Origin of the sequence: Paenibacillus ihumii, from assembly GCF_001403875.1 — a bacterium.
Lineage (GTDB): Bacteria > Bacillota > Bacilli > Paenibacillales > Paenibacillaceae > Fontibacillus > Fontibacillus ihumii.
In genome coordinates, this window is the sequence record NZ_LN884290.1 from 15,089 (window position 1) to 29,414 (window position 14,326).

Below are 14,326 nucleotides of genomic sequence, written 5' to 3' on the forward strand. Positions count from 1 at the left end.
GCCTGGATTTTTCCAGGGAACAGGAACCATGGAACGACCCCAGCAATCCGTCAATTTTGAGCTTCCGGCTCTCTTTAGAATTTTTTTGCGGCCGAAGATTACGTCTCCAAAAATTGGATCATACTGGTAAAGAACATACTTAAATTTTTGGAGGTGAAGAGAGACATGGTAAAAAGATGGTTAATGATCCTGTCCGCTATGAGCGGGGCCTGGCTCGGGTATACGATGGACGGGCTCACCGGCGTGCTCCCGGAGCCGCTGCGCGCTTGGTTCGGCGGGATGAGCCCTCTGGCGTCGCATCTGCTGCTTGCCGCTATCGGGGCAGTGCTGGGCGCATTCATGTTCTCACTTGTTGCGGATATCGCATCGGCACGAATCAGACGGTGGATCGAAGCGATTACGGAAATACCGATGAATGAAATGACGGCCGGGGCGGCCGGATTGACTGCAGGACTACTACTTTCTTTAATGGTCTACCCTGTCTCGTCCTTGCTGGGGGCAATGCAGAGCTTCGCGCAGTTCGCGATATCGGCGCTGTTAGGTTATATGGGGCTGAGAGTCGGTCTGGCAAAGAAGGAAGAGCTGTCCACGTTCTGGAAATCGGGCAAATGGGGAACGGTCGGGCAGGGAGAAGAACGCAAGCTGGAGGAGCATAAAATTCTTGATACCAGCGTCATCATTGACGGGCGCATCGCCGACATCTGCAAGACGGGATTTATTGAGGGAACGATCGTTATTCCTGAGTTCGTGCTTGAGGAGCTGCAGCATATTGCCGACTCTTCGGATTTGCTCAAACGCAATCGCGGGCGGCGCGGGCTTGATATTTTGAATAAAATCCAGAAAGAGCTGGATGTAAAAGTCATGATCTATGAAGGTGATTTCGAGGAGATCTCCGAGGTGGACAGCAAGCTGGTCAAGCTGGCCAAGGTGCTGCAGGGCAAGGTAGTAACGAATGATTTCAACTTGAACAAGGTATGCGAGCTGCAGGGTGTGTCTGTCCTGAATATCAATGACTTGGCCAACGCCGTTAAGCCGGTCGTGCTGCCTGGAGAAGAGATTATGGTCCAGGTGATCAAGGATGGCAAGGAGCATGGGCAAGGGGTGGCTTATCTAGATGACGGCACGATGATCGTCGTCGAAGGGGGCCGGGATTATATCGGAACCATTACCGAGGTGCTCGTCACGAGCGTGCTTCAGACATCGGCGGGCCGGATGATTTTTGCCAAGCCAAAACTGTTGGAAAAAGCCCAGTAAAAGCGTTATGATGGGAATAGCTGCGTAAGGCTGGCCGCTTTCCAATATGGGACGGGCGGGCTGACCTACGCAATTCCAACGGATGAGGCAGGGAAGCATGGTGGCACAAGCTAACAGCGCCGGAGCCGGGGCGATCATCGTGGCGGCCGGGCGCGGCACCCGCATGGGTACGAAGGAGAGCAAGCAGTATCTCAAGCTGCAGGACAAGCCGATCATCATTCACACGCTGGAGGTGTTTGACCGCCATCCTCTGATCGCCGAGATCGTTCTGGTCACCGGAGAGCAGGATGTAGGACGAGCCGAGGCGTGGATCGATGAATACGGCATCACAACTCCAACCAAAGTTATTCCGGGCGGCGCCGAGCGTCAGCACTCGGTATACCAGGGGCTGCTTCAAATGAGCTCAAACTGGGTACTGGTGCATGACGGCGTCCGCCCTTTTGTCACGGAAGAGCAGGTGACGGCCTGCTACGAGGCGGCTGTGGCCCACGGAGCGTCCGTGCTGGCTGTTCCGGTAAAGGATACGGTCAAGCAGGTGAATGAGCAGGGCTGGGTGACCGCGACGCCGGATCGCCGCAGCTTATGGGCCATTCAGACGCCGCAGGCTTTTCGGCGGATGGATCTCATGGAGGCGCATGAACAGGCGGCACGGGAGGGGTTCGTGGGCACGGACGACTCGATGCTTGTGGAGCGGCTGGGCACTCCGGTACGCGTAGTCGAGGGCGCCTACAGCAACATTAAAATCACGACGCCCGACGACCTGGATTACGCCGAGTTCGTTCGCGCACAGAAGGAAGCTAAAGGGAGAGGAAACGCATGATTAAAATAGGACAAGGATTTGACGTGCATCAGCTCGTCGAGGGCAGGCCGTGCATTATCGGCGGGATAACGATTCCTTTTGAGAAGGGGCTTCTAGGCCATTCGGACGCCGACGTGCTGCTGCATGCGATAACGGATGCAGTGCTTGGAGCACTGGGGCTCGGCGATATCGGCAGGCATTTTCCCGACACGGATCCGGCCTATAAGGACGCGGACAGCTTGAAGCTGCTGGAGCGGGTATGGGCCATGGCTGCAGAGCGCGGATACCGCCTCGGAAATCTGGATGCGACCATTATAGCTCAGCGTCCGAAGATGGCGCCGTACATTCCGCAAATGGTTGAGGTTATTGCAGGGGCGCTGCGGGCGGAGCCGGAGCTGGTGAATGTCAAGGCAAGCACGACGGAGCAGCTGGGCTTCAACGGGCGGGGAGAAGGCATTACCGCTTTGTGTGTTGTGTGCCTGACGAAAGATATGCTATCATCTTAAAATAATTTTTGAAGTTTCGATTCGTTATTCATTCCAGGAGGGGATTCATTATGACGGAGGTTCGCGTGCGCTATGCTCCGAGTCCTACGGGACATTTACATATCGGCAATGCAAGAACCGCGCTGTTCAATTACCTGTTCGCAAGGCATCATGGAGGCAAATTGATCATTCGCATTGAGGATACCGACGTGAAGCGCAACGTCGCCGGCGGGGAAGAGAACCAGCTGACCTATTTGAAATGGCTTGGCATCGATTGGGATGAGAGCGTTGATGTCGGAGGAGACTACGGACCGTACCGCCAGACGGAGCGGCTGGACATTTACCGCAAATATTGGGAGGAGCTGCTGGACAAAGGGCTGGCCTACCGCTGCTACTGCACGGAAGAGGAGCTGGAGCAGGAGCGCGAGGAGCAGATGGCCCGCGGGGAGACCCCGCGCTATTCCGGCAAGCACCGGGATTTGACGCCGGAGCAGTGCGCTGCTTATGAAGCTGAGGGAAGACAGGCCAGCATCCGCTTCCGCGTCCCGGAAGGGCGCACGTACACGTTCGATGATTTGGTCAAGGGACCGATCACGTTCCAGTCCGAGACGAGCGGCGATTTCGTCATCGTCAAGAAGGACGGCATTCCGACCTACAACTTCGCGGTGGTGCTCGACGATCACCTGATGAACATTACGCATGTGCTGCGCGGCGAGGACCATGTGTCCAATACGCCTCGCCAGTTGATGATTTATGAGGCGTTCGGCTGGGAGCCGCCGGTGTTCGGCCATATGACGCTTATCGTGGGCGAGAATCACAAGAAGCTGAGCAAGCGCGACGAATCGGTCATCCAGTTTATCGAGCAGTACGATGATCTCGGTTATTTGCCGGAGGCGATGTTTAATTTCATCACGCTGCTTGGGTGGTCGCCGGAAGGCGAGGAGGAGATCTTCTCGAAGGAGGAGCTGATCTCGATCTTTGATGCAAAGCGGCTGTCCCGGAGCCCTGCCGTGTTTGACACAAACAAGCTGGCCCACCTGAATAACCATTACATCAAGCAAGCTGATCCTGAGCGCATCGCCAAGCTCGCGATCCCTCATTTACAGAAGGCCTCGCGCCTGCCGGCCGAGCTTACGCCGGAGCAGGAAGCCTGGGCCAAGGCGCTGGTTGCCCTGTACCAGGAGCAGATGACCGCAGCCTCAGACATTGTCGAACTGTCGGATCTGTTCTTCCGTACGCATCTGGAGCTGGATGCGGAGGCGGCAGCCGTATTGTCCGGGGAGCAGGTGCCGGAAGTGCTGAGCGTCTTCCTCGCAAAGGTTGAAGCGCTCGCCGACTACACGGCCGAGAATATCGCCGCGCTGATCAAAGAGGTGCAGAAAGAGACCGGGCATAAGGGCAAGAATCTGTTCATGCCGATTCGCGTAGCCCTGACCGGCCAGACCCACGGCCGCGATCTCAACCAGACGATTTATCTGCTTGGCCGGGACCGGACAATCGACCGGCTGAAGGCGCAAATTCGCGGCGCTTAGGCTGCGCTGACAAGCAAAGCGAGCATAGCAGCAAGCATAGTAGGCCCGAGATGAGGGCCCAAAACAATTGTTGTCAGTTTTGGCGTCTTTCGGGTAATATAAAGACAGATGAATTAGCTTGATAGCTTGAAATGCACAGAACGGGAGAAGTACGTAGACATTTGTATTGTACAGAGAGGATAACCGAGGAGCCGACTGCGGCACCGGGGTGGAAGTTATCTCAATACATGCTTCGGAAATGCACCCGGGAGCAGCGGGGTTGAGCGCGCATCATGCGCAGGTAGACTTCGCCGCATCGTCCCCGTTAAGGACGCTAAGAGGGATGAGGAGCCTAAAGACCAATGCTGCCTGAGGCAGCGGAGTCCGGCTTCCGTCCGAAGCAGAGTGGAACCGCGCGTAAAGCGTCTCTGCAGCGAAGGCTGCAGGGGCGCTTTTTTTAATCAGCAAATATATCCCTGTATATCGTCAAGCCTAAGGGGATAGCAGGACGGGAAGCCGGAAGAGAAGGGGGAAGCGTGATGTTCAAAAGGATGAAATCTGATATTCAAGCCGTATTTGATAACGACCCGGCCGCGAGAAGCTGGTTCGAGGTAATCTTCACCTATTCCGGGCTGCATGCCATATGGAGTCACCGCCTGGCGCATGCTTTCTATCGTCGCCGGTGGTTCACGACCGCCCGGATCATTTCGCAGACCAGCCGCTTCTTTACGGGAATCGAGATTCACCCGGGAGCGCGGATCGGCAATCGGTTATTCATTGACCACGGCATGGGCGTCGTTATCGGGGAAACTTGCGAAATCGGGGATGATGTGGTTATCTATCAGGGAGTTACCCTGGGGGGGAGCGGCAAGGAGAAGGGCAAGCGCCACCCGACTATCGGGAATAATGTCGTTATCGGATCGGGAGCGAAGATTCTCGGCTCCTTCAAAATCGGGGACCAATCCAACATCGGCGCCAATTCCGTTGTTCTGAAGGAAGTGCCTCCCGGGAGCACGGTGGTCGGGATTCCGGGCAAAGTGGTACGCCTTCGCGGGAAGCCGCTCGACCGGCTTAGCCATCAGCTTCCGGACCCGGTTATCGATTCGATGAAGGCGCTGCAGCGCCAGATCGACGAATTGCAGTCTGAGCTTGCCGAGCTGAGGGGCCAACTGAGCAAGGAGCGAGTTACGTCAGAATAAGTCACATACCAACAACAGCTTGCGAAAGGAACGTGAGTATGGCACTGCAAATATACAACACATTGACCCGGATGAAGGAGACCTTCGTGAGCCAGGAGCCGGGCAAGGCGAACATTTATGTGTGCGGTCCGACGGTATACGGATATATCCATATCGGGAACGCGCGTCCGATGATTTTTTTCGACGTGGTAAGAAGCTATTTGGAGAATCAGCAATATGAGGTCAATTATGTAGTCAATTTTACCGATGTCGACGACAAACTGATCCGGAAAGCTGACGAGATGAACCTCACGGTGCCGGAAGTGGCTGAAATGTTCATCCAAGCTTATTACGAAGATCTGGACGGACTCGATATTCCCCGGGCTACTGCTAATCCGCGCGTGACGGACAGCATGGGGACCATCATTGATTTCATTAAGGATCTGGAGAGCAAGGGGTACGCTTACGCCAGCGGCGGAGACGTCTTCTTCCGGACGAAGAAATTCCCGGAATACGGCAAGCTGTCGGGCCAGAACATTTCGGAGCTGCAGTTCGGCATCCGGATCGACGTGGACGAGCGCAAGGAGAATCCGGAGGATTTCGTGCTCTGGAAGGCGGCTAAGCCAGGGGAAATCCATTGGCCGAGTCCATGGGGCGAAGGCAGACCGGGCTGGCATATCGAGTGCTCGGCGATGTCGCGCGAACTGCTCGGCGATACCCTTGACATTCACGGCGGCGGGCAGGATCTTCAGTTCCCGCATCACGAGTGCGAAATCGCTCAATCCGAGGCAGCAACGGGCAAGCCGCTTGCAAGGTATTGGATGCATAATGGTTACATTAATATCGACGGGGAAAAAATGTCGAAGTCGCTCGGCAACGGCGTCCTTGTCAAAGATCTCCGCGCTGAATATAAATGCGAGGCTATCCGCTATTTCATGCTGTCGACGCATTACCGCAATCCGCTCAATTTCTCGGAGAAGATCATGGAGCAGGCGGAGCGGAGCGTGGAGCGCATCGCCAATACCGTGAGCAATCTGCGCCACCGGCTGCAGACCGCTGCTGCGGGATCGGATGAGGTTGCGCCGGAGTGGGACGCGAAGCTGTGTGAGATTTCGTCGTTATTCCATACGAAAATGCAGGATGACTTCAATACGCCGGATGCAATCACGGCCGTGTTCGAATGGGTGAATGAAGTGAATGCCCTGCTGCAGCGTCCGATCGCCAGCCGGGCCGACCTGGAGGCGGCGCAGAAGCTGTTCGCGGAAATGAACGGCGTGCTGCGCATCGCGAAGGAGGAGGAAGGCGACTTGCTGGATGATGAGGTGGAGGCGCTGATCGCCGAGCGCGCTGAAGCGCGCAAAGCCAAGAATTGGGCGCGGGCTGATGAAATCCGCGATCTGCTTGACGCCAAAGGCATCATCCTTGAGGATACGCCGCAGGGAATGAGATGGCGCCGGAAATGAACGGACGTAAGGAAGTCAATCATGATAGTCCGGCGGGCGATGAGCAGAATGAACGGCTGACCGGGGAAGGGCAGGAACCCCACGAGGAGGCTGCCGAAGCGGAAGAGATTCATGCTGAGGCTCATGCTGAGGCTCGTGACGAGTCCCATGACAAGGCTCGGAATGAGCCTCTTGACGGGGCGGAGGCCCTGTCGCTGCCGGCCCAGCCTGAAGGAGGCCAGGGGAGCCTCTGGTTCCCGGAGCCGCCGTCGAAGCCGGCTAGGCTGCTGCCGCCGCTGGTCCTGGCGTACATCGGAGACGCCGTCTACGAGGTCGCCGTGCGCCAGCGCGTCATCGCCCGGCCGAATCTGCGCCCGCACCATCTGCACCGGCAGGCGACGAAATTCGCCTCCGCTAAGGCGCAGGCCAGGCTGCTTGCGCTCATCGAGCCGCAGCTCACGGAGCCGGAGCAGGACGTCGTTAGACAGGGGCGGAACGCCAAATCGGGAACGGTTCCCAAGAACGCGAACGTACTCGATTACCGCCATGCCACGGCTTTTGAGTGCCTTGTCGGTTATCTCTATTATTCCGGGGCGCATGATCGTCTCCGAACACTTATTTCGCAGGGCTTCGAGCTGCTGGAGCGAGATCACGACTAATGATGAAATATATTACAACAAGGGAAAAGAGGCGTGATTGCCTAAATCCCCGGGAGGATTCGTATGGACGATCAAGAATGGATCGGCGGGAAGCATTCGCTGCTGGAAGCGATGCGAGCCGGACGGACGATCAATAAAATATGGGTAGCGGAAGGCGCCCAGAAGCATCTGACCCAGCCGATCATCGCTGAGGCCAAAAAACACGGAATTATCGTGCAATTCGTCGATAAGCGCAAGCTGGATCAAATGGCGCCTGGTCTTCAGCACCAAGGGGTTGTTGCACAGGTTGCCCCTTATGCTTATGCTGAAGTGGAAGATCTCCTGCAGAAGGCGGAGGAGCGCGGAGAGCCTCCTTTTCTGCTGATTCTGGATGAAATAGAGGATCCCCATAACCTGGGATCGATACTGCGAACGGCGGAATGCACCGGTGTCCACGGGGTTATTATTCCCAAGCGCCGTTCCGCTTCGATTACCGCCACGGTATCGAAGACCTCGGCCGGGGCGGTGGAGTATGTGCCGGTAGCCCGGGTGACCAATTTGGCCCAGACGATGGAGCAGTTGAAGGAATCCGGAGTATGGATCGCCGGCACCGACGTGGCTGCCGAGCAGGACATGTATGCCGCAGGACAAGTGCTGTCGGGACCCGTAGCTATCGTGATCGGCAACGAGAATAAGGGAATGGGGCGGCTCGTGCGCGAGAAATGCGATGTTCTGCTCAAGCTGCCTATGGCGGGAAGACTTAATTCCCTGAACGCTTCGGTCGCGGCGGGCGTTATTATGTACGAAGCGCTGCGCAGACGCCGCGCCGAAGGCTAGGCGGCATGCGCGATACGCGCGACGTCCTGCTGGTGGACGGCTACAACATGATTGGCGGATGGCCTGAACTTGCCGCACTGTCCAGAGTGGGAATGCAAGAGGCCCGCGACCGTTTATTGGAAAGGCTGGCCAATCATCAGGCCTTCTCCGGAAGGAAAGTGATCGTGGTATTCGATGCCTATCGCGTGCCCGGTCTGGGGAAATCTTTTAGCCAGAGTCAGGTTGAGGTTTATTTCACGAAAGAGAAAGAAACGGCGGATGAATGCATCGAGCGCCTGGTTCGCGAGCTGACGCGCCGGCGCAGGCAAATCTACGTCGCGACGAGCGACACCGTGGAGCAGCATGTTATATTTGGACAGGGAGCACTTCGGGTTTCAGCGCGGGAATTGCTGAACCAAGTCGAGGAGAATGAGAGAGAGATCCAATCGAAAATTGCCGAACGCAGCTCCAAAACAAGTCGAAATAGTATTGATGCCAAGCTCAGCCCAGAGGTACGTATGATGTTTGAACGTTGGCGCAGGGAATGAGCGGATGGAATATCGTATCCTTCCAAATGCCCTTGACAAAGTTCGACTTTACATCTTTTGGTACTTTTATAGTTGACGCTAATATGCGCCATCATATATACTGATCGTATTACTTGACTGAGTGACGGGGCACCGTGCGTTGCAGCCGGAGGGATTTGTGGTGAGTGTCAATCTCGAGACGTGGGTTAGGTTTGACTATGAGATCCAAAGTGACGAAGACATTGTCGAAGCGGTCCGCGAAGGCGACAGTGAAGCGCTGGAGTACTTGATTAACAAGTACCGGAGCTTCGTTCGCGCAAAGGCCAGGTCCTATTTTTTGATCGGCGCCGACCGGGAGGACATTATCCAGGAAGGGATGATTGGCCTATATAAGGCGATCCGGGACTTTCGAGGCGATAAGCTTGCCTCGTTCAAGGCGTTCGCCGAGCTATGCATAACGCGGCAAATCATTACAGCCATCAAGACGGCAACGAGACAGAAGCATATTCCGCTGAATTCGTATGTTTCTTTGGACAAGCCGATTTATGACGAGGATTCGGATCGGACGCTGTTGGATGTCATTTGTGGTTCCCAGGTATGTGATCCGGAAGAGCTGATCATCAACCAGGAAGAATTCGTTGGCTTGGAAGATAAAATGTCGGAGATTCTAAGCGATTTGGAACGCAAGGTATTGATGCTGTATCTGGATGGACGTTCGTATCAGGAAATTGCAGTGGATTTAGATCGCCATGTTAAGTCGATTGATAACGCCCTGCAGCGGGTAAAACGCAAATTGGAACGATATTTGGAAGTTCGTGATGGAGCGGTGTGAGCTGCTCCGTAATACGATGCCTGTGTCAACAGGGCTGAATAGAATAGCTAACGCAAAGACGACTATAGTTATAGTCGTTTTTTATATGTAATTTGTAATTTATAGCAATTTGCGAGACTCCGGTTTGCTAGCGATGGCTGCTGCGTTTCGCAGGATAAGTTCAGATAAGGGTTTATCTTGGAAAACGATGTGTTATACTGTTAATAATCGAATAAAGAGAAGCTCGAAGCCTCGTTGACATGGATATGGCCTTATGATAAAGTGTTTTAGGTAGGCCTAAATTTGCGTTTTTCTGATGTTTAGGCTCAATTAAGAGACTTCTCAAATTTGATGAAGGTCTTCGGGAGGTGCACATCATGCGGGTAATTATTACGTTAGCTTGTACGAATTGCAAACAAAGAAACTACACAACGACGAAGAACAAGCGTAACCACCCCGACCGCATGGAGATGAAGAAATATTGCAAGTTTTGTAACGAGCAAGTTCCTCATCGCGAAACCAGATAGTCTGTGGAGGTGTAGTCGCGTATGAAACGAAGTTTCAAATCGTTGTTCTCTTTTTTCTCTGAAAGCTGGGCTGAGCTTAAAAAGGTTCGCTGGCCTAATCGTAAAGAGCTGACCAATTATACGATGATTGTGCTCGGTACAATTGTAGTAGTCGCGATTTATTTTTGGGTACTTGATATCGGCATCTCCGCTGTGATCGAAGCGATAATTTAAGAAGGGTCCTTAGGTGGCTTGATATGGAGAAAAGATGGTATGTAGTACATACCTATTCTGGGTATGAGAACAAAGTCAAAGCCAATTTGGAGAAACGCGTTGAGTCCATGGGCATGGAAGACAAGATATTCCGCGTTCTTGTTCCGATGGAAGAAGAAGTGGTGAACAAAGACGGGAAGAAGAAGACCGTCATGCGTAAAGTTTACCCCGGTTACGTCTTGGTTGAAATGATCCAGACCGATGATTCTTGGTACGTTGTCCGCAACACGCCAGGGGTTACGGGATTTGTAGGCTCGACAGGCTCCGGTTCCAAACCGACTCCGCTGCTTCCTGAAGAAGTAGATCAGATTTTGCGGCATATGGGCATGGAAGAACCGAAGCCGGTCATCGATTTCGAAGTCAAAGAATCCGTACGTATCAAGGTTGGCCCGTTTGCTAATTTTGTCGGATCGATCGAAGAAATTCTCGTCGACAAGAGCAAGCTCAAGGTTCACGTCAACATGTTTGGACGAGAAACCCCGCTTGAACTAGATTACACTCAAGTGGAGAAGATATAGGTTTCTTAAGAAGGTTTCACACGTGGGAGGGGAGAAATTCCCGTTGACCACTACTAGGGCAAGGAGGTGTCTCACATGGCAAAAAAGGTAATCAAAGTAGTAAAGCTGCAAATTCCTGCAGGTAAAGCGAATCCTGCACCTCCGGTAGGTCCGGCGCTGGGTCAAGCAGGTGTCAACATCATGGCATTCTGTAAAGAGTTTAACGCACGTACTGCCGATCAAGCAGGTTTGATTATTCCGGTTGAAATCTCGGTGTTTGAAGACCGTTCTTTCACGTTCATCACCAAGACTCCGCCAGCTGCTGTTCTGCTTCGCGTTGCTGCGAAGATCGAGAAAGGCTCCGGTGAACCGAATAAGAAGAAAGTAGCTACTGTAAAACGCGACACAGTTCGTCAAATTGCAGAGCAAAAAATGCAAGACCTGAACGCGGCTTCGGTTGAAGCGGCTATGCGTATGGTCGAAGGTACTGCTCGCAGCATGGGCATCGCTATCCAAGACTAATTCTTGGGGCGATCAAGCAATGAAGGTTGCGCGACAGCTAAGAGATGCATGATATTAGCAACTGAAGTTGCCTCTAAATTACAAGTTGGCTTAGGGCAACTATGTAGCTTAGAGACCAGTGGGAGGAATTTCCGCTAACACCACACAAGGAGGAAAATTTTCATGGCTAAACACGGTAAGAAATACCTTGAAGCTGCCAAGCTGATCGACAGCGAAGCAACTTATGAGCCTTCCGAAGCCGTTGAATTGGTAAAGAAGGCGGCAAGCGCTAAATTCGACGAAACCGTTGAAGTAGCAGTTCGTTTGGGCGTAGACCCACGTAAACAAGACCAAGCCGTTCGCGGTATCGTTGTCCTGCCTCACGGCACGGGTAAGACGCAGCGCGTATTGGTATTCGCCAAAGGTGAGAAAGCGAAGGAAGCGGAAGCGGCTGGAGCGGACTACGTTGGCGATCAAGATATGATCAACAAAATTCAACAAGGCTGGTTCGACTTCGACGTCTGCGTAGCGACACCAGACATGATGAGTGAAGTTGGTAAATTGGGACGCTTGCTCGGCGGTAAAGGCCTAATGCCTAACCCTAAAGCCGGCACAGTTACGTTTGACGTAGCAAAAGCGGTTCAAGAAATCAAAGCGGGTAAAATCGAATACCGTTTGGATAAAGCAGGCCAAATTCATGCGCCGATCGGCAAAGTATCCTTCAGCGCCGAACAGCTCAACGAGAACCTTAAGGCTCTCATCGACGCATTGAACCGGGCTAAACCGGCTGCTGCCAAAGGTGTTTACTTGAAGAACATCGCGGTATCTTCCACGATGGGACCAAGTGCTCGCGTTAACGCAGCTGCGTTCAGATAATACCTCCCGCGAGTTTCGAGTAGGAAAGGGTTTGACATATGTGCGATCCCTTGGTATACTGAACAAGTTGTCTTGGACAGAAATTAAATTTGAATATGCTTACCGTAGACAGTAGGTGCCCTGCAAGGCTTAATTTCCTACCGAGGTGTTATGATAGAACGTCAACATGCTGCTAGTGTACTAGTGGAATGATGATTCATCAGGCCTTCGTGATTCTACGGAGGCTTTTTTAATGGTCTAAGGCGGAGAGTGATGACCGCCGGATCCTTTAAAAGTCTTTCTAGAGCGAGGTTGATTTCGCTACGGGGGGACGTGAGCCGGATTCATCCGGTCCGTGCCCAGCATATCTATCAGGAGGTGTACAGTTTGGCAAACGCAAAAGTAATTCAAGCAAAGCAGGAAGCCGTTGACGTGGTTACAGCTAAGCTTCGCGAGAGCGCAACGACCGTTGTTGCTGATTACCGCGGACTTAACGTTACTCAAGTTACGGAACTGCGTAAACAGCTTCGTGAGGCTGGCGTAGAATTCCAAGTATTGAAAAATACGCTCGTTCGCCGCGCAACTGCGGCTGCGGAACTTACTGAACTGGACGAGGTATTGACTGGTCCTACAGCGATCGCGTTCAGTACTGAAGATGCAGTAGCTCCGGCTAAAATCATCAGCGAGTTCGCTAAGAAGAACGATGCGCTTAAAGTAAAAGGTGGCGTGGTTGAAGGCCGTGTAGTTGGCGTCGACCAAATCAAAGCGCTCGCGGATCTTCCTTCCCGCGAAGGTCTCCTTTCGATGCTCCTCAGCGTGCTTCAAGCTCCAGTTCGCAACTTCGCACTGGCAGTCAAAGCCGTTGCAGAGAAAGAAGAGGGCAGCGCAAGCGCGTAAGCGCGGTTGTTATACAGTCAGTTAACGAATGAAATTTAACTATTATCAATATAAAATGGAGGTTCTACCATGAGCAAAGAAACAATTTTAGAAGCGATCAAAGGCATGTCCGTTCTTGAACTGAACGACCTGGTTAAAGCAATCGAAGAAGAATTCGGCGTAACTGCAGCAGCTCCTGTTGTTGTAGCTGGCGGTGGCGGTGGCGGTGCTGAAGCTGCTGAGCAATCCGAATTTGATGTAGTTCTGGCTAACGCTGGCGCATCCAAAATCAACGTTATCAAAATCGTTCGCGAAATCACAGGTCTTGGCCTGAAAGAAGCGAAAGAACTCGTTGACAATGCTCCAAAACCATTGAAAGAAAAAGTAAGCAAAGAAGAAGCAGAAGCTGTGAAAGCAAAATTGGAAGAAGCAGGCGCAACTGTAGAACTGAAATAGTTCTTTGCTTCTCCTGTGACAACCCCCTTGAACCAAGTTCAAGGGGGTTGTTTGCAAGTATATCGGGTTTTAAATCGAGGAATTTCGCTTCGCTGCCGATTGGTAAAATGAAGGGGAAATCGGTTAAAATGGATGTACAGCCTGCGGCGATTAAGCCGTAAGTATGGATATGAGATTTCGCTGACAAGCAGATCAGGTGGAGGTAGGCCAGATGGCAGATCACTATTATACCAATCAACCTTCTACGGCACATGACCGGAAAAGTTGGGATACCCAGCTGCGCGGGCATAAGTTCAGCTTCATTAGCGATGCCGGGGTCTTCGCCAAAGGAGGCGTTGATTACGGGAGCAGGGTGTTGATTGAAGCTGTAGATATACCCGAAGCTGCGCAGGTGCTTGACGTAGGCTGCGGCTACGGTCCCATCGGGCTTACGGCAGCTAAGCTTGCCCCTCGCGGCCATGTTACGATGATTGACGTCAACCAGAGAGCGGTCGAGCTTGCCAAAGAAAATGCGGCGAACAATAAAGTTGCCAACGTAACGATCGTGGAAAGCGATCTGTTCGCGGCGTTAGAAGAACAGCAATTCGACGTTATTCTGACCAATCCGCCGATACGTGCTGGCAAAGAGGTCGTTCACTCCATCTTTGAAGGGGCCTGCGAGCGGCTGCGTAAGGGAGGATCCTTGTGGATCGTCATTCAGAAGAAGCAGGGAGCTCCGTCGGCGAAGCAGAAGCTGGAGTCCTTGTTTGGACAGGTTGAGGAAGTGACTAAGGATAAGGGGTACAGAGTTTACCGAGCGATAAAGTAAATCTATTCTCGGTAATCATAAGAAAAAACAGTTGACTCAAAATGCTGGTTGTGATATTATTATAAAATGTCAGTATTAGGATGCCCTTTGTGA

At 52.9% G+C, this 14,326-nt stretch carries 18 protein-coding genes and 1 other annotated feature; all 18 genes read left to right on the plus strand.

The genetic code is table 11. The features are described from left to right. The first annotated feature begins 165 nt into the window (after window positions 1–165). The gene (locus tag BN2762_RS00075) at window positions 166–1,254 is read left to right on the plus strand and encodes a PIN/TRAM domain-containing protein (protein WP_055105048.1); all 1,089 of its coding nucleotides are present in this window, start codon (window positions 166–168) and stop codon (window positions 1,252–1,254) included. Between the two features lie 97 nt (window positions 1,255–1,351). Next, on the plus strand, window positions 1,352–2,074 hold the full coding sequence (ispD, locus tag BN2762_RS00080) for a 2-C-methyl-D-erythritol 4-phosphate cytidylyltransferase (protein ID WP_055105049.1): 723 nt from the start codon (window positions 1,352–1,354) through the stop codon (window positions 2,072–2,074). After that, complete coding sequence (gene ispF, locus BN2762_RS00085) at window positions 2,071–2,559, plus strand: 2-C-methyl-D-erythritol 2,4-cyclodiphosphate synthase (protein WP_055105050.1); 489 nt, start codon at window positions 2,071–2,073, stop codon at window positions 2,557–2,559. The genes ispD and ispF overlap by 4 nt, the downstream gene beginning before the upstream one ends. A gap of 47 nt (window positions 2,560–2,606) precedes the next feature. Then, a complete protein-coding gene (gene gltX / locus BN2762_RS00090) occupies window positions 2,607–4,070 on the plus strand; it encodes a glutamate--tRNA ligase (protein ID WP_187386453.1) in 1,464 nt (487 codons plus the stop codon). 518 nt (window positions 4,071–4,588) lie between these two features. After that, entirely contained in the window at window positions 4,589–5,248 is a 660-nt protein-coding gene (cysE, locus tag BN2762_RS00095; RefSeq protein ID WP_055105052.1) for a serine O-acetyltransferase, read from the plus strand. Between the two features lie 38 nt (window positions 5,249–5,286). Next, the gene (gene cysS / locus BN2762_RS00100) at window positions 5,287–6,690 is read left to right on the plus strand and encodes a cysteine--tRNA ligase (protein WP_055105053.1); all 1,404 of its coding nucleotides are present in this window, start codon (window positions 5,287–5,289) and stop codon (window positions 6,688–6,690) included. A gap of 188 nt (window positions 6,691–6,878) precedes the next feature. Next, window positions 6,879–7,328, plus strand: a complete 450-nt coding sequence (locus tag BN2762_RS00105; protein WP_392391550.1) for a Mini-ribonuclease 3 — start codon at window positions 6,879–6,881, stop codon at window positions 7,326–7,328. Between the two features lie 63 nt (window positions 7,329–7,391). After that, window positions 7,392–8,144 (plus strand): 23S rRNA (guanosine(2251)-2'-O)-methyltransferase RlmB, encoded by a 753-nt coding sequence (gene rlmB, locus BN2762_RS00110; RefSeq protein WP_055105054.1) that lies wholly within the window; start codon window positions 7,392–7,394, stop codon window positions 8,142–8,144. Window positions 8,145–8,149: 5 nt separating this feature from the next. Continuing rightward, window positions 8,150–8,671 (plus strand): NYN domain-containing protein, encoded by a 522-nt coding sequence (locus tag BN2762_RS00115; RefSeq protein WP_055105055.1) that lies wholly within the window; start codon window positions 8,150–8,152, stop codon window positions 8,669–8,671. A 157-nt stretch (window positions 8,672–8,828) separates the two neighbouring features. Beyond that, the gene (gene sigH, locus BN2762_RS00120; protein WP_392391549.1) at window positions 8,829–9,482 is read left to right on the plus strand and encodes an RNA polymerase sporulation sigma factor SigH; all 654 of its coding nucleotides are present in this window, start codon (window positions 8,829–8,831) and stop codon (window positions 9,480–9,482) included. A 356-nt stretch (window positions 9,483–9,838) separates the two neighbouring features. Next, window positions 9,839–9,988 carry a 50S ribosomal protein L33 gene (gene rpmG / locus BN2762_RS25670; RefSeq protein WP_009226622.1) on the plus strand — a complete coding sequence of 50 codons (150 nt, stop codon included), beginning with the start codon at window positions 9,839–9,841 and terminating at the stop codon, window positions 9,986–9,988. Between the two features lie 21 nt (window positions 9,989–10,009). Beyond that, a complete protein-coding gene (gene secE / locus BN2762_RS00125) occupies window positions 10,010–10,201 on the plus strand; it encodes a preprotein translocase subunit SecE (RefSeq protein ID WP_055105057.1) in 192 nt (63 codons plus the stop codon). Window positions 10,202–10,224: 23 nt separating this feature from the next. Continuing rightward, on the plus strand, window positions 10,225–10,758 hold the full coding sequence (gene nusG / locus BN2762_RS00130; RefSeq protein ID WP_055105058.1) for a transcription termination/antitermination protein NusG: 534 nt from the start codon (window positions 10,225–10,227) through the stop codon (window positions 10,756–10,758). Window positions 10,759–10,833: 75 nt separating this feature from the next. Then, window positions 10,834–11,259, plus strand: coding sequence for a 50S ribosomal protein L11 (rplK, locus tag BN2762_RS00135; RefSeq protein WP_055105059.1), 426 nt, complete (start codon window positions 10,834–10,836; stop codon window positions 11,257–11,259). A gap of 162 nt (window positions 11,260–11,421) precedes the next feature. Further along, window positions 11,422–12,114 carry a 50S ribosomal protein L1 gene (gene rplA / locus BN2762_RS00140; protein WP_055105060.1) on the plus strand — a complete coding sequence of 231 codons (693 nt, stop codon included), beginning with the start codon at window positions 11,422–11,424 and terminating at the stop codon, window positions 12,112–12,114. A gap of 84 nt (window positions 12,115–12,198) precedes the next feature. After that, window positions 12,199–12,354 (plus strand) — a sequence feature (ribosomal protein L10 leader region). A gap of 126 nt (window positions 12,355–12,480) precedes the next feature. Further along, complete coding sequence (gene rplJ, locus BN2762_RS00145; RefSeq protein WP_055105061.1) at window positions 12,481–12,990, plus strand: 50S ribosomal protein L10; 510 nt, start codon at window positions 12,481–12,483, stop codon at window positions 12,988–12,990. 69 nt (window positions 12,991–13,059) lie between these two features. Beyond that, entirely contained in the window at window positions 13,060–13,425 is a 366-nt protein-coding gene (gene rplL / locus BN2762_RS00150; protein WP_055105062.1) for a 50S ribosomal protein L7/L12, read from the plus strand. Window positions 13,426–13,636: 211 nt separating this feature from the next. Further along, window positions 13,637–14,233, plus strand: coding sequence for a class I SAM-dependent methyltransferase (locus tag BN2762_RS00155; protein WP_055105063.1), 597 nt, complete (start codon window positions 13,637–13,639; stop codon window positions 14,231–14,233). The last annotated feature ends 93 nt before the right edge of the window (window positions 14,234–14,326 follow it).

Coding starts and splice junctions, on each gene's coding strand:
- nusG (WP_055105058.1), top strand. CDS start 10,225: ATGGAGAAAAGATGGTATGTAGTACATACCTATTCTGGGTATGAGAAC.
- BN2762_RS00115 (WP_055105055.1), top strand. CDS start 8,150: ATGCGCGATACGCGCGACGTCCTGCTGGTGGACGGCTACAACATGATT.
- rpmG (WP_009226622.1), top strand. CDS start 9,839: ATGCGGGTAATTATTACGTTAGCTTGTACGAATTGCAAACAAAGAAAC.
- cysS (WP_055105053.1), top strand. CDS start 5,287: ATGGCACTGCAAATATACAACACATTGACCCGGATGAAGGAGACCTTC.
- BN2762_RS00075 (WP_055105048.1), top strand. CDS start 166: ATGGTAAAAAGATGGTTAATGATCCTGTCCGCTATGAGCGGGGCCTGG.
- rplA (WP_055105060.1), top strand. CDS start 11,422: ATGGCTAAACACGGTAAGAAATACCTTGAAGCTGCCAAGCTGATCGAC.
- cysE (WP_055105052.1), top strand. CDS start 4,589: ATGTTCAAAAGGATGAAATCTGATATTCAAGCCGTATTTGATAACGAC.
- rplK (WP_055105059.1), top strand. CDS start 10,834: ATGGCAAAAAAGGTAATCAAAGTAGTAAAGCTGCAAATTCCTGCAGGT.
- BN2762_RS00155 (WP_055105063.1), top strand. CDS start 13,637: ATGGCAGATCACTATTATACCAATCAACCTTCTACGGCACATGACCGG.
- ispD (WP_055105049.1), top strand. CDS start 1,352: ATGGTGGCACAAGCTAACAGCGCCGGAGCCGGGGCGATCATCGTGGCG.
- secE (WP_055105057.1), top strand. CDS start 10,010: ATGAAACGAAGTTTCAAATCGTTGTTCTCTTTTTTCTCTGAAAGCTGG.
- rlmB (WP_055105054.1), top strand. CDS start 7,392: ATGGACGATCAAGAATGGATCGGCGGGAAGCATTCGCTGCTGGAAGCG.
- rplL (WP_055105062.1), top strand. CDS start 13,060: ATGAGCAAAGAAACAATTTTAGAAGCGATCAAAGGCATGTCCGTTCTT.
- ispF (WP_055105050.1), top strand. CDS start 2,071: ATGATTAAAATAGGACAAGGATTTGACGTGCATCAGCTCGTCGAGGGC.